The sequence below is a fragment of the Blastococcus sp. TML/M2B genome, assembly GCF_016612865.1.
In the GTDB taxonomy this organism is placed as follows: domain Bacteria; phylum Actinomycetota; class Actinomycetes; order Mycobacteriales; family Geodermatophilaceae; genus Blastococcus.
Genome location: NZ_JAENZZ010000001.1, coordinates 848,684 through 872,096, shown reverse-complemented (window position 1 = coordinate 872,096; position 23,413 = coordinate 848,684). Strand labels below are relative to the sequence as shown.

Sequence of the window (23,413 nt, the reverse complement as noted above, 5' to 3'; positions counted from 1 at the left end):
GGCGTCCTGGCCGAGTACCCCGGTGGCGCGGGTGCGCCACTCGGCCGTCAGGTCGGCCAGCGACCGCACCTGCTTCTCCGGGCGTGTGGCGAGGGTGGCTTGGGCGCGCAGCTTGATGATCGTGGCTGTGGAGGGTTGGCGGCCGTGCTTGGCGACGTACTCGGCGATGAGCCTGTTCTTCTCGGCGTCGATGTGCCGGGCACGGGTGGAGAACTCCTGGACCAGCTCTTCTGGCACCGTGCTGATCGCCCAGGCCGGGTTGCGGTCTCGGCCCATGTCGCGGGCTTCCCATTCGACGCCGAAGGTGCGGGTCATGTGGTCGGCGAACACCGCCTCGTGCAGCTCCGACAAGGCGACCACGGCGGCGTGCATCGGTCGCCCGTCCAGACTGCGCCATTTGCCGTCGAACGCGGTCTGGACCTTGTTGCTGATGACGACGTGGGTGTGCAGGTGGGGGTCGCCGGCGCGGGAGTGGGCGTGTCAGATGGTCTGTGTAGGAGCTGCGTGAGCCTGGGGCTGTGGCCTCGGGAGGGAGCACCCTGATGACCGTGACCGATGAGCAGGCCGGCGACCCGGGTGGCCCGGGCCGGGTGAGCGGGGCGCAGCTGCGGCAGCTGTTGGCCGATGACACGTGGCTGGATGCGTTGATCGACCGGGCCGAGACCGGCGGAGTGGCGCTGACCGGGGAGGGCGGGTTCCTTCCGGAGCTGGTCAAGGCCGTCCTCGAGCGGGGACTGGCCGCTGAGCTGACCGAGCACGTCGGCTACGAGCGGGGCGATCCGGTCGGCCGGGGCTCGCCGAACAGCCGCAACGGCAGCACGCCCAAGACGGTGCAGTCCGAGGTCGGCCCGCTGCCGCTGGCCGTGCCCCGGGACCGGGCGGGCAGTTTCACCCCGCAGCTGGTGCCCAAGGGCGAACGCCGCCTCGGCGGCCTGGACGACATGATCATCTCGCTCTACGCGGGTGGGATGACGGTGCGCGACATCCAGCACCATCTGGCCCGCACGATCGGCACCGAGCTGTCCCACGACACGATCAGCAAGATCACCGACGCGGTGCTCGACGAGGTCGGCGCATGGCAGGCTCGGCCGCTGGAGCCGATCTACCCGATCGTCTACGTCGACGCGCTGGTGGTGAAGATCCGCGACGGCCATCAGGTGCGCAACCGGGCCGCGCACATCGTGGTCGGAGTGGACCTCGACGGCATCAAGCACGTGCTGGGGATCTGGGTGCAGGCCACCGAGGGCGCGAAGTTCTGGGCCGGCGTGGTGGCCGAACTGGCCAACCGCGGCGTGCGGGACATCCTCATCGCCTGCTGTGACGGGCTGACCGGCCTGCCCGAGGCGATCGAGGCGACCTTTCCGCACACGACCGTGCAGACCTGCGTGGTGCACCTGATCCGCGCCTCGATGCGGTTCGTGTCCTACGGCGACCGCAAGAAGGTGGCCGCCGCGCTCAAGGGCGTCTACACCGCCCCGACCGCCGATGCCGCCGAGACCACGCTGCTGGAGTTCGCCGACTCCGACCTGGGACGCAAATACCCGGCGGCGGTGGCGACCTGGCAGAACGCCTGGGAGCGGTTCATCCCGTTCCTCGCCTTCGGACCCGCGCTCCGCAAGATCATCTACACGACGAACATGATCGAGTCGCTGAACTACCAGCTCCGGAAGATCATCAAGAACCGGGGGCACTTCCCCAACGACGCCGCGGTGATCAAGCTGCTCTGGCTGGCGATCCGCGACATCGAGGACAAGCGGGCCCGGGAGCGGCTCAAGGACCGCGGCAAGCCGGCCAACCAGCGCACCGCACCCGGCAAGCTCGTCGAGGGCGCGGTCACCCAGGGCTGGAAGCCGGCCATGGCCGAGATGATGATCGCCTTCGGCGACCGCATCGAGCCTTACCTCAGCTGACAACATCAAGATCGACTGCAGGTCTTACACAGAGAAGTTGACAAGCTCGCGGGAGTCGAAGTGATCGAACGCCGTCGCCACCAACCCGGTGACATCGACCTGCGCAACGGCACCGTCGCCGGCGGTTGCGCCCGACCGGGTGGCTGCAACCTCACGCTCCATGAACGCAACCACCTCCGCAACCGCCGCATGATGCGCCTCACCGATCAGGGCTTGGGTCCCGGCGTCGGCGACCGCCCACAGTGCCGAGGCCGACTTCGGGATCGAGAAGGTGAAGTCGAACCCGGCCACCGCGCGACGCTTCCCACGCTCGGCCTCCTCAGCCTCAATTCGCGCGACCGCCTCACCTTTCGCGCCCGGACTCAGCGATGGGTCGAGATCGGCGATCCGGGCCTCGATCCGCTCCGGGACCGACTTGTAGGCGGGGAACGCGAGGCCGAGCGCGTCGCCGGTGATCGGATCACGACCCATCCCCATCACGAGCTGGAGCTGGGCCTCCGAAACCCGGTCCCCGACCGCGAGCTGGCCCTTGCCGAGTGAGGCGACGCCGGAGCCGAGCCACTGCCCGGGTGGGGTGCCCGCCTCCACGTAATACCTCGTCAACGGCGTCGAGAGAGTCCGATCGCCGTCTGCGGCCGCGACCGTACGCAGGAGGTACTTGTAGCCGTCTCCAGCGCTCATCACCCGCATCGAGACCGTCACGAGACCACCGCCTTTTCGGCAGTCAGGTGAGCAGCAGACGCCCGTGACCTCCGCCCCGGAAATGCCCGCTGGTGCGGCCGGCCGCGACATCCGGCATCCACTGCTTGGCTCCGTCAGTTCGACACGTCGACGCTGACATACATCTCCGGAATTCGGGTGCTGGGAGACTAGTGGGGTGAATCTCGACGAGTTGCTACAGGTGATGGATCGCGCCGCGGCAAACCTTGCCAAGCTCCAAGCGATCTGGGACCGCGCGGAGCCGATGATCCCGTCGAGCCCTCAGCGGGGTACGAATCGGGAGTATGAGGATCTGCGTCGGGCGTGGACGCCGCTGCTCGCGGGGCTGCCCCCGATCGACGGGTTCACAGTCACCGAGGAGCTGCCCGACATCGACGAGGCGGGGCAATCTTTCATCGATTACTTCGAGATCGGCGAGCCTGCTTTCGCTCTCATGAACGAGTTGGAGAAGCCGGGCCAACAGCTCGACGAGTACAGATTCAAACTTGCTCAAGCGCGTCGCCGGGCGATTCACGAGCGCCTCGACGATCTCGTGTCGACGATCAACGCGACCCTTGGTCAGATCACTGATTCCGTTGCGCGGGACTCGTCCGATCGCGTGGACGATCTCAGAACGAAGGCGGTGGAGGAGTCGATCAGCGAGATCGAGCGGTTGCTCGGCGACACCACTGACCGAAAGGGACGATGGGGCGATCTTCACCGGCATCTCCGTTTCAGTCAGGGGCACGATTGGCACGACATCGCCGAGATGGATTGGCCGTCTGTCCGGGCTGACATTGAGGCCGCGAGTCTCTCCGAATCCGACCCTTTGCCGGTGCCAGCGGTCGACCTCGGCGTAGCTGCTTCCGCGAAACCCGCAGGTGGTGCAAGCATCGGGCTCGATTGGGGTGCTCTTGATGACGACGGCTTCGAGCGACTGCTGTTTGACCTTTTACGCGGCTTTCCCAGTTACCAGAACGTCGAGTGGTTGATGAAGACGCGCGCGCCCGATCGGGGCCGCGATCTGTCCGCTGAACGCGTCATAAGGGACGACGGCGGGACGACGCGAACCGAGCGGGTCATCGTGCAGGCCAAGCACTGGACGTCCAAATCTGTCGCACCTGCCGACATCACGAATACCTTGGCGGCGCTGTCGCTCTGGGAGCCGCCGGTCGTTCGGACTTTGGTGATCGCGACGAGCGGTCGCTTCACCACCGACGCGGTGGCGATCGTCGAGAAGCACAACGTCGATGGGAAACTTCCGTTCATCGAGCTTTGGGCAGATAGCCGCCTCGAAACGCAGTTGTCGCAACGACCGGACTTGATCGCGAGCTACGGCCTCCGCTCGTAAGTCCGACGTGAGCGATTCGCGACACTCTACCTCGACCTGCAAGACGCGTGGCAACTCCGATGGCGGGCTGAGCGAGAGACGGATCGGCGGCGGCCTGATCGCCGGGAATGGGTGCGTCTCGTTGTGTCGTTCGGCGAGGCGTCAGCGGCGGTTGAGCAAGGTCGTGCACCTGGCGAGTGACCAGCCCGGCGAAGGGCTCCACGAGAAGTTCGGGTCCGGGGTCACCGAGCCGCCGGAGCCACCATGCGCGACCACACCCCTGCTGGCAGGCGCCGTCTGCGGGTCGGGTCCCTGTTCTCCGGATACGTGGTCTTGCCTGCCATATGAAGGTCTGCTTTGAGCGATCCTCGCGACCCTCTGGTCACCGCGTAGCGGATATCCTCAGGGCAGGAATACATCGCCGTTCTTCATGGCCTGCCCATCTCCGGAGTCCGCTGGACGAAACCTCGCCTGAGACTCGATCGTCCAGCGCACAGCAACTACTAGTGGACGTGGGCATGGCTCTCGATCTCGGCTCGCACTTGCACCATATCGAGGGCCCGTACCTGCGTGATCAGGTCGTCAAGCGCGGGCCTCGGGAGCGCCCCGGCCTGGAAGAACACCCTGATCGAGTCGCGGTAGACCGCGATTGTTGGTAGCGCGCGGATTCCGAGTGACTCAGACAACTGGTGCGCCGCCTCGGTGTCGACCTTGCCGAAGAGGATATCCGGGTGGTTCTCAGAGGCTGCCTCGTAGACTGGTGCAAACGCCTTGCACGCACCGCACCAGGTGGCCCAGAAGTCGAGGATCGCGATCCCATCCCGCTCGGTCACTTCGCGGAAGTTCTTGTCTGTCACATCAACCGTTGCCATCTTCCGTCCAATCGCTCGGCGACTCCTAAATGGACCCAAGGGTCCATCCATATGATGGTTGCTCGCTCCGAGCTGCGCAACCTGCATGACTCCCGCAGTAGCTATGGCTGGCTTCATGGGGCAAGCGGAGACAATACAGTACGTCCCCGCGCGTAGGGTCGTGAACGATTCTAGGACCTGAGAGTCCAGAAAATCTACCGACCCCGGACGAGGCTCAGGCTCACAGCAGCCGAGCGAGCCGCGGCACAGTCACACAGAGCCACTCTCCGTCGAGTACGCACGCACCTGTGCGATGGCCATGTCGAGGACCACCCGCATGGGACGGACGTCTCGGGCCGTCTTGGCGAGTAGATACCCTCCCTGCAGAGCAGCCAGCAGCCCGGTAGCCAACGCGTGCGCATCGGCGCTCGCGGTTAGCACGCCGCGCTTCTTCAACTCTTCAATCGCGTCGGTCAAGAGTTGGAGCCAGACGTCAAAATGAGCAGCAATGACCTTTCGTGTGTCTTCGTCATGATCAGCGATCTCATTCGCCAGCGCTCCGAGTGGGCACCCAAAGGCGCCGTTCCGGAGACCATTGCGCTCAACTAGCTCATCGCGCCAGAGTTCGAGTCCGCGCAGCGACTCGACCCTCGTAAGGCGACGACGTTGCTGCGACAGCAGAGCCTCCGCGCGTGCCTCAATGACTTCCTTCACCAGTGCGTCCTTCTCGGCGAAGTGCTGATAGAGCTGCGACTTCGACGTCCCACTCGACGCACGGACGTCCGCCAGAGTCGTCGAGGCAACGCCGCGCTCGTACATCAACTGATCGGCCGCCTCGATAATCCGTGCCTTCGTTGCGGCGCCGCGAGCCGTCAAGCGGCGCGGACGGGGGCCGCTGGCGCTGTCGGTCATGCCCCAAGGCTAATCGTCTCGGATTGGTCGGGCGCTCTCGCCGGCACTCAGATGCCAACGACCATCCATGTGGACCACCCTCGCGAGCAGTCGACGAGAGCCTCATGCCGTACGTCAAGGACCAGGGCTTCTCACGGTTGGGCCAGGCTGCCCAGGCGACTCCCGTCGCGGCCCGTCGGGAGTGGAGAGGTGGATCTCGACCCCAGATGCCCGGGCCCAACCGCAGAACCTTGCTACGTCGCCACGCTGGGCGAACGCCGCTCAGGCAGCACCCAGCCGTCGCGGGGGAAGTGGCAGGTGTAGCCGTTCGGATACTTCTCCAGGTAGTCCTGGTGCTCGGGCTCCGCCTCCCAGAACGGACCGACAGGCTCGATACTGGTGGCTGCCTTGCCCGGCCACAGACCCGACGCGTTGACATCCGCGATCGTGTCGTGGGCGATCCGCTCCTGCTCCGGCGTGACCGGGAAGATCGCGGACCGGTAACTCGTGCCCCGGTCGTTCCCCTGACGATTCAACGTCGAGGGATCATGGATCTGGAAGAACAGCGCCAGGATGTCGCGATAGCTCGTCCTCGAAGGGTCGAAGACGACCTCGATCGCCTCCGCATGGCCTGGGTGGTCGCGGTAGGTCGGGTGTTCGTTCTGCCCGCCCGTGTACCCGACGCGGGTTTCGAGGACGCCGGGCCGGCGGCGGATCAGGTCCTGCATGCCCCAGAAGCACCCGCCCGCCAGAACGGCTGTCTCCGCTCCCGAGACTTGCGTGATCTCCCCGCTGTCGTTGGTCCCGCTGGTCATGCGGTGGCTCCCTTCGTAGAGTCCTGGTCGGTGTCGAACAGTGCACTGAATTGGCCGTAGCCCTCCTCGACGAGCTTGGAGGCAGGAACGAAGCGCATCGCGGCCGAGTTCATGCAGTACCTCTGGCCCCCGGCGGCGGGTCCGTCGTGGAACAGGTGCCCGAGATGACTGTCGGCGCCCGCCGAGCGCACCTCTGTGCGGATCATGCCGTGCGTCCGATCCGCCTTGGTCGCGACAGCGTCGGCGGCGATGGGCGCCGTGAAACTCGGCCATCCCGTGCCGCTGTCGTACTTGTCGGTGGACGAGAACAGCGGCTGACCCGAGACGATGTCGACGTAGATGCCAGGCTCGTGGTTGTCCCAGTACTCGTTCCGATAGGCCGGCTCTGTGCCGTCCTGTTGCGTCACCCGATGCTGCTCGTCGCTCAGGCGGCTGAGCGACTCAGGGGTCTTGCGGTAGTCGTTGGTGGTCACTTTGGCTCCTCCTAGCAGGTGACGCGGCCGCGCCATCACATGCTGTAACGGACCCGGCGGTCCAACTATTCCACATGTCCTGCGGTAGAGTCGAGGCCAGACGATGCGTCGCCCCCGAGGCGGGGCGGCTGGTCTCGCGACGACCGACAAGACCGATGTAACCAGGCTATCAAGGGCTGAAACAAGACTCTTCGGCGATGCAGTTCCGGCGACAGAGGTCGGAGAGGAAGCGACATGAACGAACCCGAGGACCTGGGTCAGGTGACAGAAACTGTGGACTCACAGGACCAGAATCAGGCTGGTGGCGCCTTCACGGACGCAGGCGAACGGCATCACGAGCCCGGTGCCAGGTCGACGAACCTCGAGAACGGCTCGTCGTTCTCGATCGCGGTGGATGCTCAGGCCAGCACCTTCGTCGCAATCAAGGATGGTGTCGAGTTCGGAGCCGTCCCGTTCGCGGAGAAGAACGGCAGAGTGACGCTGCTGGCGACCTCGATCCTGCCGGACTACCGAGGACAGGGCTTGGCGACCGAACTCACCCGCAGGGTGCTGGACAGCATCCGCGCGGAGGGCAAGAGCGCGACCGTGAGGTGTCCCGTGTTCCGGTCCTTCATCGAGCGCAACCCCGAGTACGCCGCCATGGTGGACATTCCGGGCGTTGGACGGGACGGTCGGGGCGATGTCTGAGCCCGGCACCGAAAACCCGAAGCCGGTACTCGGGAGTCTCCGGTTCGAGAACACTCGCTTCGACCCAGACCTCACGCCGTTCCACGAACTCGCCAAAGACATGGCCACGCAGTTCGGCTACGCCGCAGAGCTGTCGGGAGACCGTGTCCTGCTACAGCTCCTCCGTCTGCGCGTCGCACAGCTCAACCCCTGCTCGTACTGCCTGATTCTCCACGCCGAGGTGGCGGCCAGGATCGGGATCCGGCCCGAACAAGCCGCACACCTGGCGTCGTGGCGTGAGAGCACCATGTACTCGCCCAGGCAGAGAGCCGCGCTCGCCTACTGCGAAGGTCTCACCTCGTTCCGTCACGAGGAGATTCCGGCCCTGCACGAAGAACTGCGGCTTCACTTCACGGAGCGCGAAGTCGCAGAGATCGCCGCGGTCGTCATCAACATGAACGTGTGGACCCGCCTGAAGCTGGCTCAGGGTGCCACTCCGAGCCTGGCGTCAAAGGAGTCGCCATGAGCCACGCACCAGTCAACGCGACCGAGCTGTCATGCGCCGAGTACACCGAGGAACTCACCCAGTTCCGAATGGGTCTTCTGGATGAAGCCGACGCCGAGGTAGCCCAGCAGCATCTCTACGCATGCCCGGACTGCCGGCTGTTCACGCACCAGGTCGAGACCGTCACTGATCTCGTGGCTGATGCCGAACCGCATGATCTGCCCCATCTGCCCGACAGTGTCTCGCTCCTACTTCACGACATCGTCGACGGCGAGACCGAGAGGCCCAGCGATCCCAGTGAGATCACTCGCCTCCTCTTTGGACTCGCCCGGAGTCTCGCCCCACACGTTGCGGAAGACCTGGTCCAAGAGACTCTGCTCTCAGCATTCGAGGAAAGCCCAAGGGGGTTGGACCCTCTGGCGCTCGCCCGGGACCTAGCCGATCGAGCATTCGCTGAGCCTGAGCCAACGGTACGGAGCCTCGACGACTATCGAACAAGAGCCGAGAACCAGACCGCCGAGCTGGATCCCGACGCTGATACTGCGGAGTTCTTCTACCCCGACTTCTACGACATTGGACCCGATGCTGGACGCCACATTGACGCACCGAACCGCTGGGGCCAGACCAATACCCTGAGCCCGGACGACGAGGTGTTCACCACCGATCTGTATCGAGTGGTGGACGGCGCCGTCGCACGTTTGGCCGATCCGCTCGGCCAGTTGGTACAACTCGTCGACATCGATGACGTATCACTGGCGGACGCGGCCTACGTGCTTCGCCTCGACAAGGTCGATGCCGTCGACGCTCTGCATCGCGCTCGGATACACCTCCGCGGCGTCGTCAACGAGTACATGGCTGTCAGAGCGTGACTGCGTCCTGCCGATCCAGCCGCCGTATCGAGGGCACTGGCGTGGTGACTGGCACCTATGTCCAGCGGATCACGCGCCGGTGGCCACGCCGCTCGGTCGGCTCTCTGCCAGGACACTCCGGCGACGAACTGCCGGCAGTGGCTCAAGACCATCGACACCAAGAAACGGGAGGTTTCACAATGACCCTCGCCGTCTTCCGGTGCTACGTCGCGCCCGAGCAGCGGGCCGAACACGACCGGCTCTACAACCAGATGCACATCCTCATCCAACAGAGTCCTAACCACATCGAGCACAAGATGTTCACCGCTGAGGACGGGGAGTCGGCACTGGTCGTCGAGTTCGACGACCTGCAGAGCCTTGAAGAATGGGGCGAAAACCCCGACCACAGGATCGCCAAGGCGTCGGGCAAGCGGTACGTGTTCACGAGTTACGACGTCGCAGTCCGCGAAGTCGTCGAACGCCATGTCAAGAGCGATGTTCGTCCGGAACACCTACCCAGCATCGCTCCCTCGTCAGCGACGCCGACCGTTCGCGCAGGCCACAGTAGCGAGTTCCCGCAGGAGGGGCAGTCATGGGAGTGATCAACGGCGGGTTCGGAGGACGGCATGGCTCCAGCGACCCGCGACTGCCTCCTGGGCAGACCCACGTCTACGACTGGCCGGTGCTCTCGACGGGACCCACGCCCAATGTCGACGAGGGCCGATGGAGCTTCACGATCACGACCGAAGACGAGGTCACGCACCGGTGGAACTGGGGTGAGCTTCAGGAGGTAGGCGTCGAAGACGTCGTCACCGATATCCACTGCGTCACCCACTGGTCGAAACTGGACATGGCTTGGCGTGGCGTGCCCATGGACCGGCTGTTCGAGGATGTCGAGACCAGTTACGACTACGTGATGGTCCGTAGCTACGGCGGATACACCACCAACCTCCCACTCGAAGACCTCCTCGATGGGCAGGCATGGCTAGCCACCGAGGCGGAGGGCGAACCCCTTACTCCCGAGCACGGAGGTCCGGCCCGGCTCCTCGTGCCCCACCTCTACTTCTGGAAGAGCGCGAAGTGGGTTCGAGGAATGGAAATGATGCCCTCGGACGACCCGGGGTTCTGGGAACAGAACGGCTACCACCTCCGTGGCGACCCATGGCGAGAGGAACGCTACTGGTGATGACTCCTAGCCGAGTCCGGTGGCACCTCGGGCGGGTGCTCAGTCGGCAGTTTGAGACCGAGGCGGCCATCCGCCTTGAGCTGGATGTTCCGACCTGGCCTGGAAACGTCGCCGGAGCTCATCTCGACATCCGGCTCACGGCACCGGACGGGTACCAGGCGTCCCGGTCTTACTCGCTGGCGTCCTCGGGTGAGTCGACACGGGTTGTACTGGTGATCCAGGAGCTGCCCGGGGGCGAGGTGTCGCCCTTTCTCGTGCGCCAACTCGCAGAAGGTGAAGAAGTCGAAGTACAAGGACCGCTCGGACGCTTCTTCGTCTGGATCCCCGCTGAGCCCGAGCAGTCACCGGTTCAGCTCATCGCAGGCGGATCGGGGGTTGTGCCGTTGTTCTCAATGGCCTCAGCACGTGAACGTGAGCCGAAAGGCGCTGACTTTCGGCTGCTGTACTCGGTCCGCAGTCCGCGCGATGAGTTCTTCGCTGACGAACTGGCAGAACTCTCACGAACCATCGTCGAGATTGTCCACACGCGCGAATCAGCGCCCGGAGCGGGCCGGCCACCTAGACGATTGACGCGCGAGGCGCTCGCCGCGTCGACCTTTCCCGCATCGTTGTCGCCACGCATCTTCGTCTGCGGACCAACGCCGTTCGTCGAGGCCGTCGCGGGTTGGCTTGTCGAACTCGGTCACGACCCCGCACAGATTCGTACGGAACGATTCGGAGGCAGTCCATGACGCACGTCGACGGAAACGCCCTCGCAGGTGCCTTCGCGACTACTCTCGGTATCGAGATCACTGTGACGGTCGGTAGGTGCCGGAGCTGCGGCAGCTCTTTCAACCTCGCTTGCGCGCATGTCTTCATCACAGCCATGGGTGCAGTCATGCGGTGCGGCCATTGTCAGGCGGTGCTGGGCGTCATCGTCCGCGGTTTCCGAGAGACGCTAGTGAACCTCTCGGGCCTGGACTACATCAGGGTGCCCCACCTATGACTGGTCCGCTCGCCGCGATCGCGGCTTCTACCAGGCAGGGGGCTGCGGACTGATGCTTCGCATCTACGACAGTGCTGTCCGGAAGCTACGCAACTTCGTCCCGCTGAACCCAGGACGAGTCTCAATCTATGTGTGCGGGCCAACCGTGCAGTCCGCGCCTCACATCGGGCACCTTCGTAGCGCCCTCGTCTACGATCTCTGGCGACGCTGGCTCACCCACCGCGGCTACGCGGTCACCCTCGTTCGCAACGTCACCGACGTCGACGACAAGGTTCTGGACCTGGCAACCGAGACTGAACCATGGTGGGCACGCGCCTACCGTGTCGAGACGGAGTTCGCGCGCTCGTACGCCGCGCTGGGTGTTCTCCCGCCAACCCATGAGCCCCGAACTTCCGGTCACATCCCGCAGGCACTGACCCTGATCGAACGACTCCTTCGCCGCGGACACGCCTACGTCGCCAGCGACGGCTCCGGCGACGTCTACTTCGATGTCAGCAGCTGGCGGGCATACGGCAAGCTCACCAGGCAGACCCCCGGCGCCGTAGCGGACCCTGATAAAGGGCCTGGCGGGGCAAAGATCGATCCCCGCGACTTCGCGCTTTGGAAGGGAGCCAAGCCCAGCGACCCAGAATCCGCGCGTTGGCGCTCACCGTGGGGAACCGGCAGGCCGGGATGGCACATACAGTGCTCAGCGATGTCCCAGCACTACCTCGGACGTGCGTTCGACATCCACGGAGGCGGCCTCGACCTGCGATTCCCGCACCATGAGAACGAGCTTGCCCAGTCCACCGCAGCAGGCGACGAGTTCGCCAAGTACTGGATACACAACGGCCTCGTCACGATCGACGGGCAGAAGATGGCCAAGTCGCTGAACAACTCTCTGTATGCCGATGAACTCCTCCGCCGTGTCGGCCCGGCGACGCTGCGTTACTACCTGCTCAGCGCGCACTACCGCAGTGCCTTGGACTATCAGGAGAAGGATCTCACGCACACCGAGGCTGCAGTCACGAGAATCGCGACGTTCCAGCACCGAGCACGCACACGACTCGCGAACACAGCATCCGACGCCCCGACGCCGCCCATTGCCTTCGCGGCCGCGCTCGACGACGACCTGAATGTCCCAGCGGCGCTCGCAGTCCTGCACGACCACGTGCGCGCGGGCAACATCGCTCTGGATAACGGCGATCCAGCTGCCGCCATGTCTACGTACGAATCGGTGCTCGCGATGACCGAAGTGTTAGGGATCGAGCCCGGCGGCTTCACGACCGCCCCGCGAGCCGACGTTCATGGCAGCACGATCTCTACCCTCGTCGAGGTTCTACTCGCGAATCGCTCTCATGCGCGGGACGCAGGAGATTTCTCCACCGCCGACCGCATCCGGAACGAACTGGCTAGCGCTGGGATCGCCATCCAGGACCACACCTCAGGCACCACCTGGACGCAGGCGTAGCCAACTCGTGCACGATGGTCGAATACTTCCGTTCCGGGGTGATCCGATCAGAGCAAGAGACCGAGTGAGGCGTCCGCCAGACGTCGAACCGTCATAGGGGCAGAGCTGTCTCGCTTGTCTGCCACTGTGTCGGTACCAAGCGAGGCGTCAACCCACTCCTGCAAAATGGTGACTGCGGCCGGAGCGTCAAGGTCGGCGGCTAGTGCCGAGAGCACGGCCTGCTCGACCGGTGCTGCCGGCGCCCCGCTACCGAGAGCCAGGGCACGACGCCACTGCTTCAATGTGTCGAGTGCGGCCGAGATTTCGGCGTCTGTCCACTCCCAGCTTGATCGATAGTGGTGCCGCATGAGGGCGAGGCGGATGGCCGCAGGGTCCACTCCTTGCTTTCGCAGAGAGGAGACGAAGACCAGGTTTCCGCGCGACTTCGACATCTTCTCGCCGTCGTACGCAACCATCCCGGCATGGACGAAGGTCTGCGCGAACCGATGCTGTGGATGAATGACATGACCGAGTCCTGCGGACATCTCGTGGTGCGGGAATGCCAGGTCTCGTCCTCCGCCCTGTACGTCGAAGGATGATCCCAGATGTTCCTGGGCGATTGTGGTGCATCCGATGTGCCAACCGGGTCGTCCCGGCCCCCACGGACTGGGCCAGGACGGCTCCCCTTGCCGCTCGCCGCGCCAAACCAGGCAGTCGAGCGGGTCGCGCTTGCCTCTCCGATCGGGGTCACCGCCACGCTCGGCGAAGTCCTTCAACATCACATCGCGGTCGAGTGACGATACGCGGCCGAAGGATGGGTCGGCAGACACCTCGAAGTAGAGGTCGGTTCCCACTCGGTAGATAGAGCCGCGCTCCTTCAACATCTCGATGCGAGAGATGATCTTGGTGACGGCCTCGGAGACTCCGACGAAGTGTGCGGGTGGCAGGACGCGTAAGGCTGTCATGTCCTGTCGGAATCGCTCGGTCTCGCGTTGTGCGAGATCACTCCAGGGAATGCCTCGCGCGTGGGCGCGTTCCAGCAGCGGGTCATCGATGTCGGTGACGTTCTGAACATAGATGACATCGTGCCCGGCGTTTCGAAGGGCGCGGTTGAGTAGGTCAAAGCCGACGTAGGTTGCCGCATGGCCGAGATGAGTGGAGTCGTAGGGTGTGATGCCGCAGACGTACATCCGCGCGGCGTCATTCGGCGGCAACGTCACCAAGGATCGGTTCTCAGTGTCATAGACCGAGACTGCGGGCCCGTGTACATCCAAGCGTGGAATCTCTAGACGGGGCCATGCCAACATGTCGTGGTCCTCGTAGTCGATGAAGCCACACCAGAGGATTCGGCGTGGATTCCTGATCCTGCTGACAGAGTGTCGCGAGGGCTCATGCGGGCGTCCATCCGCGCAGGAATGCCAGCACCTTGGCTTCGGATACCTCACAGGGCCGTAGGTGCTCTGCTTTGCGAGTGCGGTACACGTTGGCGCTGATCAGGTCGTCCCCTCCTAGCTCCTCGGCCGAGATGCTGATGCTCTGGCCATGCACTCGCGTGGTACGGGTCAATCCGTATGAGCGACCTTCGTATGCGACGACGGTCCAGCCTTCAGGAACCCGATCGACCATTGCCTGCAAGCTGGCTGTGGCCTGACTCGCACCATCATGCTCGGGAGGCATCGAGTGGATAGAGCTCGAACTGTGAGAGTCGGGGGCACAACTCCTCACCATGGCATGGCTCGTGGAATCGCGCGCGAGCTCTGGAACTCGTGCTTCAGAAGGCATGTGCCCTCCCCCGCAGTTCACTCTGCGGCGCTCAGCGCGACGCGGATGGAATCGAGAGCCATGTCGAGCGCGATCGCCATGCTGCGCTCGTCCCGTGTGGTCTTGACGAGGAGGTACCCGCCTTGGACAGCGGCCATCAGACCGACGGCTAGCTCTTCAGGGTCTGCGTCCGGCCGTAGCTCGCCTGAGTCCTGCATGCGCTCCAGTCCGAGACGGAACCAGTGCTGCCAGACGCTGAATCCTCGTTGGAGATTCTCACGCGCAGTTTCACACCGGCCAGCGATCTCGCCCGCCAGCGACCCCATCGGACAGCCGTGAGCACCTCGCCAACCACGCACTCCTACCACGATCGCATCCCGCCAACGCTCGAAGCCGCGCATCGTGCGCAGGTCGTCGAGGAATGGTGCCTGCTCGCCAAGCACCCGTTCAATCTGGGCCCTCACGACTGCCTCAACCAACTCGGTCTTGTCCGAGAAGTAGTGGTAAACCTGAGACTTGCCCGTTCCGCTGGCCTCTATGACATCGTCAACGCTGGTGGCCTCAACGCCCTGCGTGTACATGAGATCGGCGGCTGCCGCGACGATACGCAGACGGGTGGCCTCGCCCTTGGCGGTCAGCCGTCGCGGCTTCTTCTCACTCACCGTGCCCCCAATCTGGACTGGAGCCGCCAGCCTCGGGGGTCACGATGAGTCCTGCGATCGAGTCGCTCCCGTCCGTGGTTTCTCAGGCGCACCGCTACCTCCCGGTGCGTCAACGGCACCTGACGACCGGTCGCGTTCCCACTGCTCAAGAACCGAGTTGATGGCATGACTGATCGAGTGCAGATCGGCTTCGGTGTTCTGAGAGATGTGGAACGTCTCGATGTCTCGCGCACGGTCCCGGTCGGACTCCCGTCGCTGAGTGAGCAGAATCAGCGGTCCCTGCAGAGCAGCGACGATCGCCAGAGCCGTTCCTAGATAGTCCAGCATGGCCGTCGGGTGGGGATAGAAGAACGGCAAGATGGTGTTCACGACAAACCACGCGAGAATCGCCACCACCAGGATCAGCAGGAACGGCCATGAGCCCGCGACGCTCGCCACCCAGGCAGCGGCCTTGTCTCCAGGGCTCGACCGCGCTTCTCTGAACATGCTGAGTTGGTGCCCGCAGTGCGGGCAAGCGAACATCTCGCGGCCTACGATGTCGCTGAAGTGGCCGTCCATCTCGGGCTCGGAATGGTGTCGAGAAGCGCGGTGCAAACCGGCGCCACTTCCCTTTCCAGACTCTGGTGACTGCTCTGTTTGCTCGTCGCGCTCCGGCTTGGTCATCGCTCTCGCTCTCCCCGGGTGCTCTCCCCGGCACTGGCGCGTTCCTGCGCGATCTGCTCGCGGAAGTGCGCGTCCTCCTGCTTGACCGCTATGGCACCGAGCAGGATCTCGTCGATCTCTGCAGCGGGGATGATGACCGCACCCGACCCGTCGGCGAAAACATAGTCGCCCGGCATGACGCCGACACCGCGCAGCACCACGGGAACATTCGCCCGGTGTGGAGTGATCAGCGCACCGCCAGCCTCCACCGCCTCACCAGCGCAGTACGAGGTGAACCCGTACGTTCGGAGCTCAGTGAAGTCCCGGAGTCGGCCATCTGTCAGCACTCCGTCGAGCCCGTAGTGGTGCACGCGACCCAGCTTCGTTCCACCGCCTACCGAGACGCCTGGATGGCCATTGGTCGCGAGCACAAGAACTTTTCCCTCAGAGTCGTCCCCAACTGCCTCACGGAACAGCGATCGGAAATCGTGCACTGCGGGGTCGACGCTTGCAGCGCAACTGGGGAAGAAGGCGATCGTCACGGCTGGTCCGAAGAGGACCCTGCCGGGGGTGGGGCTCTCCAGCCCCAGGATGTGCGCGCCGTGGCGGTGGCGACGACCCAACGCATCGACTATGTCGGCACAACCGATCTGCTCGGCCTGCGCCCGCCGGTCCTTGGCGCTTGCGCGGTTGGTCGCACGAGGTTCTCCACTCACAGGACATCACGATGCCAGAGCCTTTTATGTACTGTCAAGTACGAAATACTGGTGCGCTGATGCACCCAGGGACTCCGGGGTCTCGAAGCCTGCAATACCGCCGGACGTGTTCACGGCGGAGGTCAGGACACGTCCCAATACGCGTGAACAGCACTCTTGACCACGGAGTGTCCACCTGCAGCGGTTCGGGACAGTCACGTTCCCTTCGCCCGAGGCTGACACCGACGCGGTCGACGCGGACCAATCCGTGGTAGTAGATTGTACTATCTGCTACATTTTTACACGCGCCGCGAGTCAGCACCGCTGCGGCGGAAGCCAGATCAAGCCCTCGGGGCGGGGATGCGAGCGCCTTGCCGCCGTGCGAGAGGACCAAGAACGCCGACCATGACTGCCCGACCTCACCACTGTGCGACCTCTCGGCCAGAGGGCTGCGCGCCGCAACACGCTGGGGTAGGGCCTCGCGACTCACACCCGCCTAGAGCGTGTCTGCCAAAGATCTGAGGGTTCGCAGGCGACGCTCGACGAATGCTGCGCGCGGACGAGATTCCAGACGAGTTGTGGGAGCTGATCGAGCCGGTGCTGCCGGCAGGCGGCCATCAAGGGCGGCCGTGGAATGACCACCGGCTGACGCTGGAGGGGATCAGTTGGAGGTTTCGCACGGGGTCGCCGTGGCGTGACCTGCCCGAGCACTTCGGGGCCTGGCAGTCGGTGTGGGAGCGCCACCGTCGGTGGTCTGACGACGGCACCTACCTGCGCATGTTCGCCGCGGTTCGCGCCGCAGCCCCCGAGCGCGACGAGCAGCTGCGCAGCCTGTTGTCGGTCGACTCGACCATCGCCCGTGCCCATCAGCACTCCGCCGGCGCGCGGCACGAGGGCCACACAGGGGGCCCTGTCGAATGACAAGAACCTGACCAACGAGCCCGCCGATCACGCTCTGGGTCGTTCCCGCGGCGGGCTGAGCACCAAGATCCACGCGCTGACCGACCGGTACTGCTGCCCGCTGACGGTGCTGCTCTCACCGGGCCAGGCCGGTGACAACCCGCAGCTGATCCCGCTGTTGGAAGCCCACGACCGCGGCGACACCGGCGCCTTCCGGCTGCTGGCCGACAAGGCGTACTCCCACCCCAGCACCCGGGCGCACCTACGGGCGAAAAGGATCGCTCACACCATTCCCGAACGCAGCGACCAGATCGCCCGCCGCAAGGCGAAGGGCTCGGCCGGAGGCCGGCCACCTGCCTGCGATCCGGAGCGCTACAAGGACCGCAACACCGTCGAACGCGGCTTCGGCCGGCTCAAGCAGTGGCGCGCCATCGCCACCCGATACGACAAGTACGCCACCACCTACCTGGGCGGCGTCCTCCTCGCCTGCATGATCATCCACCACCGGGTCCGCAGTTAGCAGACACGCTCTAGGCGACCGGGATGCCGTCTGGGAACGCTGGATGCAGGAGCAGCGGCCCCCGGCGGGACGCGACGAGGACGACGACGACGAGCACGAGGACGACGAGCACGAGGACGACGAGGACGAGGACGACGAGGACGACGAGCCGCAGGACGCGGACGAGGCGCAGGCGGAGGACGAGGAGACCGGCTGGGCGGTGGTCGGCGAGCTGGCCCAGGAGTGGTCGCACGTTTGGTACGAGGGCTCGGAGCACGCTTGGCTCAGGTACGCGTGGTCGGCGCTCCACGAGGCGGGCCTGACCGCAGTCGGCGACCCGGTGGACCGGGCTGAGGCGGTCGCGAGGCTCCTGGCCCTGACCAAGCTCTACCGCGTCTTCCACGCGTACGCCCACGAGACCGAGCACGTCGACGAGTGGCAGGACATGGGCGATCAGGTCTGCGGCTCCGAGCCGCTCGTCCCGGCGTTCGTGTGGGGGCAGCTCAGCGAACGTCGGGGGTTCGCCGCGTACAGCGACGACGACGACGAGCTCCCTGACGAGTTCGCCAAGGTGCTTGTCTGGCACTACGCGCCGGAGGTGGCGAAGGCTCTTCTCGATCAGCTCGGGGAGAACTTCCTGTTCGCTTCCCTCTGGGCCTCGTCGTCGCCCGGCGTTCGGTTCCCCCTGAACGACCGTCGGTACCACGAGGCGGTCAACGAGGACCCCTGGGAGAAGATGGCGGCCTTCAACTGGACGACCGATTGCATGCGCCTGTGAGCGCAAGCGGTGGAATGCCGCCGGCCGGGCTAGCGAGTTTCCTCGGTTTCCGCGCCTCAACGCTTCTCGGCGGTCCCGTAGACAGGCGTCTCTAGGACCGGTCCCTGCAGGGCGGGGCCAGATGCGGCCGCGGCCGCGTCGCCGGAGACGGGTCCTGTGGCTCCTCGCTCATGGCCGTAGCGCCTCATGCCCGGAGCGGCGTTCCCGGCCGCGACCGACAGCAGGACGAGGGCCAGCAGGAGCGACCGGAGCGCCACGCGAACCGTTCCGGGGCTTCAGCGCCTCCACCAGACCCGGGGCGGCCAGACGAGCGTCCCCGCCGGTGCCGTCAATGCGCAGGGGCGTGTGAGCAGTCACGAAGACGTCGTCGATCTGACACTGAAACGACTGGTCAATCGCGGCGCTACCGAACGACATCACGGCGGCCCGCAGCAAGACCGCTGGTTAGCCTGCAGGATGCGGTGCAGGATCAAGCCCATTCATGCGGGAGCGTCCGGCTGACCGGCGACCTGCCGCGCCAAGTCCTCGAGGTCATCGTCGTGCAGCTCAACGCGCGGCTCACCTTCGAAGTGGTATGACACGTACGAGATGGCTCCGCCCTGCCGCGACTCGAAGAAGTAGCAGGCGTTGTTGGCGCTGCGCGGGGTCGGCCCGACACGGACGAGCGGCACCAGATGAAGCACAGGACTCACGGCCGCATCCCGCGACACGAACGTGAGGTGGTCGCTTTCCAGCGGCTGACGGGTCTGGACCTCGAACTGCTGGAAGATGGCACTCGGCCCGCGGAGCCGCTCAGCCTGGTGGTAGGTGTACAGGCCGTGCCGGTAGCGACCTTCCGCGGCCAAGGCCAGATCAACGTCCTCAAAGGCCGTACCGAGCGCCTGCTCAACGTCGCTCAGCAGCGACTCCAACCCAGATAGCCACCCCGACAGCTGTTCAGGCGAGACGACGCCGCCGTGGGACCGTTGATTGCGGACTACCCGCGCGCGGTCCAGCAGCGCCCAAAAGCGCTTGTCAGCCAGCCGTTCGATCAGCACTCCGGCCGGTCCGCTCGCCGCTTCGAACGCCTCCTGATGCTCCTTATCGCCAGCCAGCCGGCGGACATTCTTTGCCAGCGTCGTGCCGAGATTGCGCCACAGCCCAAAGTCGGCGCGGTCAAACAGCTGGCGCCCCGGTGGGGCTGCCTTAGCGAGGTCAGCCTGTACCTGCTGGAAGAGGACATCGTCGGCTCGGAAGACGCTGAGGAGCACGGCGCAGCCGAACTGCGCCATGGCTTCGAAGAAGTTGACGAGGCTCTGCACGCGCGCTTCCGGGTCGCGCAGCGCGACGTACCGCTGCAGGACGGACGCCAGCGGGTACGGCATCGACTCGAGCCAGCGGCGGACCGGGTCAAGCCGCGCGGCCTGCTCGAGCTGCTCGACGACGCGCTTCGCCTTCTCCGGGCGGCGCCACAAGTCGCTGCGCAGCCGCTCGACAGTGGCCTCCATGCTGGCGAGGTGGCCGGCCGCTGCAATGGCCTCTTGCTGGGCGATCAGCGACGGGAGCGGGATGCGAACGGAGGACAGCGCGGCAAGGTCAACATGCGGCAGCGTCGATCCGCGGGATGAGACTTCGCGCAGGCGCTTGCCAATCGGACTGGACAGCAGCGCGGCGACGTATTCGGCGCGGGCGCGATCCGGGTCGAGCTGCACCTCCAGCAAGCGGTATCCGCTGCGTCCCTCATAGGTCGGCGGGTACGTCGTGACGTCGCCCATGCCGATGCCGGGGACGAAGACGGCGTTGTCAGGTGGCTCGTAGTCGCGGTTGGCGCGCAGCGTGACGGCGCGCAACCTACCCACGGTCGCGAGCGCGATGAGCTCGTCGGCACGGAAGGCGTCTGCAAGCTCACGCTGCACCACCAGGGTCTGCCAGCTGCGGTAGCTGCGGTCAGTGAGCAGCCCGAGGTGGAAATTGACCGTATCCGGCCGCCGAGCCAGCAGATTGGCCACGAGCGCCGCCGTGGCGGTGCGCTCGTCAAGCCGGGCGACGAAGAGCTGCTCGGTCGGCTGCGCCTCAAAAACGGCAATCGACGACTGAAGTGAAGTGGTCGGCCAGAAGCCTCGGTCGACGGAGATGGCGGCCGTCAGATGCCAGCCGCGCTCTGCGCAGGCCGCGAGCACCTGCCCCTCTCCACCCCAGAACAGATTGTCGGCGCAGTGATAGATGATTCGGCCGCCGGGGGCGGCCCGGTCGAGCGAACGCAGCAGGGCGTAGTCCGCCAGCTCCGGGCGGGACAGCGCCGGTAGCGCCGGCAGCTGGGCTGGCCGTGCCCGCATACCGAGCGGCGGCGACAGCAGCACCACGTCGAAGGTCTGACCCTGCGTGCGCTCAAACAACGCCTCCGGATCAAGCGACCAGTCAGCCGACGGCGTCAGGGCCGCCCCGATGTCCCGGACGGCGGGATCGGCAGCTGCCGCGACGAGGCGTGCGCCGGGGACGGCCTCAGCGACCGCCGCCAGAGGCAAAGGAGAGGTGGCGTAGGGGTCGAGCACCGAGCCCGGTGCCAGCCGCCGGGTGAGCTGCCCGAGGAAGTCAAGGACGTGGGTTGGCCGGGCGACTGCCGACCGCTCGTACGGCGCGAGCGCGGCCACGTCCCGCCAGAAGACCGGGCCCGCCTCCCGTGCCCTGGCCACGACCGCCGGCAGGCTGAACAAGCCCTCCGCCCGCAAACGCATGGCCTGCTCAAACAGGGGACTGTCCGGGCGCCGCGCGGTCGTCATCAGGCTGCCTCGGTCTCGCTACCGAATTGGCGCTCCAGGGCCTGCCGCGCCAGGCCGAGGACGTACGGGATGTCGTCGGCATGAGCGAGGCCGACCTCGACATCGCCATTGCCCCAGCGACCAAGATTGGTGACGTCCTTAGCGATGCCCTTCGGATCGTTGAGCGCCGGGAAGGGCATGTTGAGCGACAGCCGCAGCCGGGACGCCTGCGGCACGACGTCGACCACGTTGGTCTCAGCCTTGTAGGCGATGTACAGCTTGAGGACTTCCTCGGTGACGTTCGGATCCAGCCCCAGCAAGGCGCTGCGGAGCTGCTCGAACAGCGGTCGCATCGCCCGGCCAGGCGCCAGCTGCGGGTGATCGTCCAAGCTGTAGCGGGACTCCCCGGCGGCCGCCTTCGGACGGTAGGCGGCGAGCACGCCTTCCTCCAGCGCCGGCTGACCCCAGACGGTCGTCGCCCGCTCTGCCAGGCGGGCGGCCCGGGCGTCGATTGCGGCCTCGTCCCAGCGCTCGACAGCGCCGAGCCCCTCGTTGAGACGAAGCGGGCTGTGCTTGAAGCCGCCCGCCATGTCGCGCTTCTCGCCGAAGGGTCGGTCGCTGTACTCGCTGTTGTAGCCAGTGAGCGTCAGGTTGCCGAGGGTGTGCAGTTTGGCGGCGTGAATGCGCTCCCAGTCCAGCCCGAGCGCCTGCCGCCACGCCTCTGACAGATTGTCGTTCTGCGGCATGATGTGCTCGATTGTGTACTCGTCAACGATGACACGTTCCTTACGGCCGTGGTTCTCCAGCCGGCGCAGCCAGTAGGAGCGGCGCGGCTGGTTGTACAGGTCGCGGCTGACGAGCTCCCGCTGGAACTCCTCGTCGCCCGGGAAGCGCCGGTACGACGGCAGCAGCAGGAACGCGGCCTCAATGCTCTCCAGGTAACGGTCCTTCTTGAGCGACCGGCCGAAGGTGGCGAAGGTCTTGTTTAGCGAGTTGGTCGGGATGGCGCAGACTGCCCGCCGGAAGACATAGGCCTCGACGAGGCGCAGCGCCTTGACGAAGTCGTCGCGTGCCAACACGTCGGTGGCGTAGTCGCGGTACAGCTCGAGCAGCAGCGGGTAGGCGACGTCGACCTTGAGGTCGCGCAAGTCCGCGAACGCTGCGGCGAGGTCCCTGTTGTCCTCGCGCTTCAGGGCCATGGCGCAGTAGTAGCCGGCGTAGGCGTGGACGTCTGCCACGAGTGCATCGACGCCGGCCTGGTCGATGACCGGCCGGGCGTAGGCCTTGAAGGCGTCGTAGACGGCTCGCACGTTCGGGATGTCGCCGGTCTTGACCGTCAGGTAATGGCGCATGAAGGAGTCGAAGTGGGCGCCGTAGCCCTCCTGGCCGAAGCCGAGCTCCATTGGGCGCCAGTGCCGCTCATACAGCTCGGTTTGGTGCTGCGGCTCCAGCCCCATGAGCACGTAGTTGCGAATCAGGTCGGCCTGGCTGAGCTCGCGGCCGGTCGAGTTCATACTCTCGAAGATGAGCTGCGGGTTGTCCTGAGCGCGATTGAGCGAGACGTCGACGATGACCAGCTTGGCCAGCCCGCGGCAGAGCGGCGCCAAGTCGCCCTTGAGAGCCGTGACCTGCTCGTCGAACAGCTCGAAGTTCTGCGCGATGCGCAGCGAGCCCCTCTCCGGCAGCGGCCGCTGCTGGACGAGCGCCGTCAGGCTGTCCCGGTCGGTCTGCGTCAGCAGCAACTTGAAGGCCTTGTCGCCGTCCTCGAGCGGGTTGAGCAGGTAGTAGCTGCGCAGCTTCCGGGCCGAGAAGCCCTCCACCGGCTCGTCGTCGCCGAGGTGCCGCGCCAGCGCCTCGAGCAGCAGCGTCACGGTCGTTAGGCGCTGCTGCCCGTCGATGACGAGTAGCGGCGACTGGCTGGACACCTGGTACAGCCCCTGCTCGACGTAAACCACCGATCCGACGAAGTGGGCGTTGACGCTGTCCTCCCGCCCGGCCCGCAGAATGTCCGCCCACAGCTGCAAGCACTCGTCGCGCCGCCAGCTGTACGTCCGCTGGTAGATCGGGATAACAAACTGCGGTGACTTCTTGAGGAACTGCAGGAGGGAGGCTTCAGTTGCTTTCATACGACGGTTCTCCAGACTACTACG

General features: G+C 65.5%; 22 protein-coding genes and 2 pseudogenes. 12 read left to right on the top strand and 12 right to left on the bottom strand.

Translation table 11 applies throughout. The annotated features are described in order from the left end of the window. Nucleotides 1-33 precede the first annotated feature (33 nt). A pseudogene (gene mobF / locus JKP75_RS22470) lies at nt 34-468 on the bottom strand (MobF family relaxase); the annotation flags it as partial. Between the two features lie 74 nt (nt 469-542). Between mobF (JKP75_RS22470) and JKP75_RS04230 the strand changes: the two are divergent. After that, on the top strand, nt 543-1,910 hold the full coding sequence (locus JKP75_RS04230; RefSeq protein ID WP_375335624.1) for an IS256 family transposase: 1,368 nt from the start codon (nt 543-545) through the stop codon (nt 1,908-1,910). Nucleotides 1,911-1,934: 24 nt separating this feature from the next. On the opposite strand, the gene mobF (JKP75_RS04225) is transcribed toward JKP75_RS04230, so the two are convergent. Beyond that, complete coding sequence (gene mobF, locus JKP75_RS04225; protein ID WP_200489063.1) at nt 1,935-2,612, bottom strand: MobF family relaxase; 678 nt, start codon at nt 2,610-2,612, stop codon at nt 1,935-1,937. A gap of 175 nt (nt 2,613-2,787) precedes the next feature. On the opposite strand from mobF (JKP75_RS04225), the gene JKP75_RS23665 reads away from it, so the two are divergent. Beyond that, nucleotides 2,788-3,960 (top strand): restriction endonuclease, encoded by a 1,173-nt coding sequence (locus JKP75_RS23665; protein WP_200489064.1) that lies wholly within the window; start codon nt 2,788-2,790, stop codon nt 3,958-3,960. A 482-nt stretch (nt 3,961-4,442) separates the two neighbouring features. On the opposite strand, the gene JKP75_RS04215 is transcribed toward JKP75_RS23665, so the two are convergent. From JKP75_RS04215 to msrB, 4 genes are all read right to left on the bottom strand, one after another. After that, nucleotides 4,443-4,796, bottom strand: coding sequence for a thioredoxin domain-containing protein (locus tag JKP75_RS04215; RefSeq protein WP_309229499.1), 354 nt, complete (start codon nt 4,794-4,796; stop codon nt 4,443-4,445). A gap of 264 nt (nt 4,797-5,060) precedes the next feature. Further along, nucleotides 5,061-5,702: a TetR/AcrR family transcriptional regulator gene (locus JKP75_RS04210; protein ID WP_182495685.1), complete on the bottom strand. Its 642-nt coding sequence runs from the start codon at nt 5,700-5,702 to the stop codon at nt 5,061-5,063. 233 nt (nt 5,703-5,935) lie between these two features. Beyond that, nucleotides 5,936-6,496 carry a peptide-methionine (S)-S-oxide reductase MsrA gene (msrA, locus tag JKP75_RS04205; RefSeq protein WP_135446938.1) on the bottom strand — a complete coding sequence of 187 codons (561 nt, stop codon included), beginning with the start codon at nt 6,494-6,496 and terminating at the stop codon, nt 5,936-5,938. Next, the gene (gene msrB / locus JKP75_RS04200) at nt 6,493-7,005 is read right to left on the bottom strand and encodes a peptide-methionine (R)-S-oxide reductase MsrB (RefSeq protein ID WP_135446936.1); all 513 of its coding nucleotides are present in this window, start codon (nt 7,003-7,005) and stop codon (nt 6,493-6,495) included. The genes msrA and msrB overlap by 4 nt, the downstream gene beginning before the upstream one ends. Before the next feature lie 198 nt (nt 7,006-7,203). Between msrB and JKP75_RS04195 the strand changes: the two genes are divergently transcribed. From JKP75_RS04195 to cysS, 8 genes are all read left to right on the top strand, one after another. Next, on the top strand, nt 7,204-7,656 hold the full coding sequence (locus tag JKP75_RS04195; protein WP_135446935.1) for a GNAT family N-acetyltransferase: 453 nt from the start codon (nt 7,204-7,206) through the stop codon (nt 7,654-7,656). Then, complete coding sequence (locus JKP75_RS04190) at nt 7,649-8,161, top strand: carboxymuconolactone decarboxylase family protein (protein ID WP_135446933.1); 513 nt, start codon at nt 7,649-7,651, stop codon at nt 8,159-8,161. The genes JKP75_RS04195 and JKP75_RS04190 overlap by 8 nt, the downstream gene beginning before the upstream one ends. Further along, nucleotides 8,158-9,009 carry an RNA polymerase sigma factor gene (locus JKP75_RS04185; protein WP_135446931.1) on the top strand — a complete coding sequence of 284 codons (852 nt, stop codon included), beginning with the start codon at nt 8,158-8,160 and terminating at the stop codon, nt 9,007-9,009. Before JKP75_RS04190 ends, JKP75_RS04185 begins: the two co-directional genes overlap by 4 nt. A gap of 179 nt (nt 9,010-9,188) precedes the next feature. Further along, on the top strand, nt 9,189-9,590 hold the full coding sequence (locus JKP75_RS04180; protein WP_167854061.1) for an antibiotic biosynthesis monooxygenase: 402 nt from the start codon (nt 9,189-9,191) through the stop codon (nt 9,588-9,590). After that, nucleotides 9,581-10,174: a molybdopterin-dependent oxidoreductase gene (locus JKP75_RS04175; protein ID WP_135446929.1), complete on the top strand. Its 594-nt coding sequence runs from the start codon at nt 9,581-9,583 to the stop codon at nt 10,172-10,174. Before JKP75_RS04180 ends, JKP75_RS04175 begins: the two co-directional genes overlap by 10 nt. Beyond that, nucleotides 10,150-10,905, top strand: coding sequence for an FAD-binding oxidoreductase (locus tag JKP75_RS04170; RefSeq protein ID WP_220477202.1), 756 nt, complete (start codon nt 10,150-10,152; stop codon nt 10,903-10,905). The genes JKP75_RS04175 and JKP75_RS04170 overlap by 25 nt, the downstream gene beginning before the upstream one ends. Then, entirely contained in the window at nt 10,902-11,159 is a 258-nt protein-coding gene (locus tag JKP75_RS24350) for a DUF6510 family protein (RefSeq protein ID WP_220477203.1), read from the top strand. The genes JKP75_RS04170 and JKP75_RS24350 overlap by 4 nt, the downstream gene beginning before the upstream one ends. Before the next feature lie 52 nt (nt 11,160-11,211). Next, nucleotides 11,212-12,609, top strand: a complete 1,398-nt coding sequence (gene cysS, locus JKP75_RS04165; protein WP_241548412.1) for a cysteine--tRNA ligase — start codon at nt 11,212-11,214, stop codon at nt 12,607-12,609. A gap of 47 nt (nt 12,610-12,656) precedes the next feature. Here cysS and mshC read toward each other — a convergent pair whose 3' ends face one another. The 4 genes from mshC to JKP75_RS04145 form a co-directional block, all read right to left on the bottom strand. Further along, complete coding sequence (gene mshC / locus JKP75_RS04160) at nt 12,657-13,895, bottom strand: cysteine--1-D-myo-inosityl 2-amino-2-deoxy-alpha-D-glucopyranoside ligase (protein WP_135446923.1); 1,239 nt, start codon at nt 13,893-13,895, stop codon at nt 12,657-12,659. 492 nt (nt 13,896-14,387) lie between these two features. After that, nucleotides 14,388-15,011, bottom strand: a complete 624-nt coding sequence (locus JKP75_RS04155; RefSeq protein ID WP_200489067.1) for a TetR/AcrR family transcriptional regulator — start codon at nt 15,009-15,011, stop codon at nt 14,388-14,390. Between the two features lie 39 nt (nt 15,012-15,050). After that, entirely contained in the window at nt 15,051-15,674 is a 624-nt protein-coding gene (locus JKP75_RS04150) for a DUF1003 domain-containing protein (RefSeq protein ID WP_200489068.1), read from the bottom strand. After that, nucleotides 15,671-16,369: an RraA family protein gene (locus JKP75_RS04145; protein ID WP_135446919.1), complete on the bottom strand. Its 699-nt coding sequence runs from the start codon at nt 16,367-16,369 to the stop codon at nt 15,671-15,673. Before JKP75_RS04145 ends, JKP75_RS04150 begins: the two co-directional genes overlap by 4 nt. A 525-nt stretch (nt 16,370-16,894) precedes the next feature. On the opposite strand from JKP75_RS04145, the pseudogene JKP75_RS04140 reads away from it, so the two are divergent. Beyond that, a pseudogene (locus tag JKP75_RS04140) lies at nt 16,895-17,768 on the top strand (IS5 family transposase). A gap of 43 nt (nt 17,769-17,811) precedes the next feature. Next, the gene (locus JKP75_RS04135) at nt 17,812-18,525 is read left to right on the top strand and encodes a hypothetical protein (RefSeq protein WP_200489069.1); all 714 of its coding nucleotides are present in this window, start codon (nt 17,812-17,814) and stop codon (nt 18,523-18,525) included. A gap of 479 nt (nt 18,526-19,004) precedes the next feature. Here the strand turns inward: JKP75_RS04135 and JKP75_RS04130 are convergent, their stop codons facing one another. Together JKP75_RS04130 and JKP75_RS04125 are read right to left on the bottom strand one after the other, a co-directional pair. Then, complete coding sequence (locus tag JKP75_RS04130) at nt 19,005-21,284, bottom strand: hypothetical protein (protein ID WP_200492787.1); 2,280 nt, start codon at nt 21,282-21,284, stop codon at nt 19,005-19,007. Next, a complete protein-coding gene (locus JKP75_RS04125) occupies nt 21,284-23,389 on the bottom strand; it encodes a DUF262 and DUF1524 domain-containing protein (RefSeq protein ID WP_200492786.1) in 2,106 nt (701 codons plus the stop codon). The genes JKP75_RS04130 and JKP75_RS04125 overlap by 1 nt, the downstream gene beginning before the upstream one ends. Nucleotides 23,390-23,413: the final 24 nt, after the last annotated feature.

What these genes read in the sequence shown, in the direction of transcription:
- JKP75_RS04230 (WP_375335624.1), top strand. Translation starts at nt 543, where the DNA reads ATGACCGTGACCGATGAGCAGGCCGGCGACCCGGGTGGCCCGGGCCGG.
- JKP75_RS04210 (WP_182495685.1), bottom strand. Translation starts at nt 5,702, where the DNA reads ATGACCGACAGCGCCAGCGGCCCCCGTCCGCGCCGCTTGACGGCTCGC.
- msrA (WP_135446938.1), bottom strand. Translation starts at nt 6,496, where the DNA reads ATGACCAGCGGGACCAACGACAGCGGGGAGATCACGCAAGTCTCGGGA.
- msrB (WP_135446936.1), bottom strand. Translation starts at nt 7,005, where the DNA reads ATGGCGCGGCCGCGTCACCTGCTAGGAGGAGCCAAAGTGACCACCAAC.
- JKP75_RS04195 (WP_135446935.1), top strand. Translation starts at nt 7,204, where the DNA reads ATGAACGAACCCGAGGACCTGGGTCAGGTGACAGAAACTGTGGACTCA.
- JKP75_RS04190 (WP_135446933.1), top strand. Translation starts at nt 7,649, where the DNA reads ATGTCTGAGCCCGGCACCGAAAACCCGAAGCCGGTACTCGGGAGTCTC.
- JKP75_RS04185 (WP_135446931.1), top strand. Translation starts at nt 8,158, where the DNA reads ATGAGCCACGCACCAGTCAACGCGACCGAGCTGTCATGCGCCGAGTAC.
- JKP75_RS04180 (WP_167854061.1), top strand. Translation starts at nt 9,189, where the DNA reads ATGACCCTCGCCGTCTTCCGGTGCTACGTCGCGCCCGAGCAGCGGGCC.
- JKP75_RS04175 (WP_135446929.1), top strand. Translation starts at nt 9,581, where the DNA reads ATGGGAGTGATCAACGGCGGGTTCGGAGGACGGCATGGCTCCAGCGAC.
- JKP75_RS04170 (WP_220477202.1), top strand. Translation starts at nt 10,150, where the DNA reads ATGGCGAGAGGAACGCTACTGGTGATGACTCCTAGCCGAGTCCGGTGG.
- JKP75_RS24350 (WP_220477203.1), top strand. Translation starts at nt 10,902, where the DNA reads ATGACGCACGTCGACGGAAACGCCCTCGCAGGTGCCTTCGCGACTACT.
- cysS (WP_241548412.1), top strand. Translation starts at nt 11,212, where the DNA reads ATGCTTCGCATCTACGACAGTGCTGTCCGGAAGCTACGCAACTTCGTC.
- mshC (WP_135446923.1), bottom strand. Translation starts at nt 13,895, where the DNA reads ATGTTGGCATGGCCCCGTCTAGAGATTCCACGCTTGGATGTACACGGG.
- JKP75_RS04150 (WP_200489068.1), bottom strand. Translation starts at nt 15,674, where the DNA reads ATGACCAAGCCGGAGCGCGACGAGCAAACAGAGCAGTCACCAGAGTCT.
- JKP75_RS04135 (WP_200489069.1), top strand. Translation starts at nt 17,812, where the DNA reads ATGCAGGAGCAGCGGCCCCCGGCGGGACGCGACGAGGACGACGACGAC.
- JKP75_RS04130 (WP_200492787.1), bottom strand. Translation starts at nt 21,284, where the DNA reads ATGACGACCGCGCGGCGCCCGGACAGTCCCCTGTTTGAGCAGGCCATG.
- JKP75_RS04125 (WP_200492786.1), bottom strand. Translation starts at nt 23,389, where the DNA reads ATGAAAGCAACTGAAGCCTCCCTCCTGCAGTTCCTCAAGAAGTCACCG.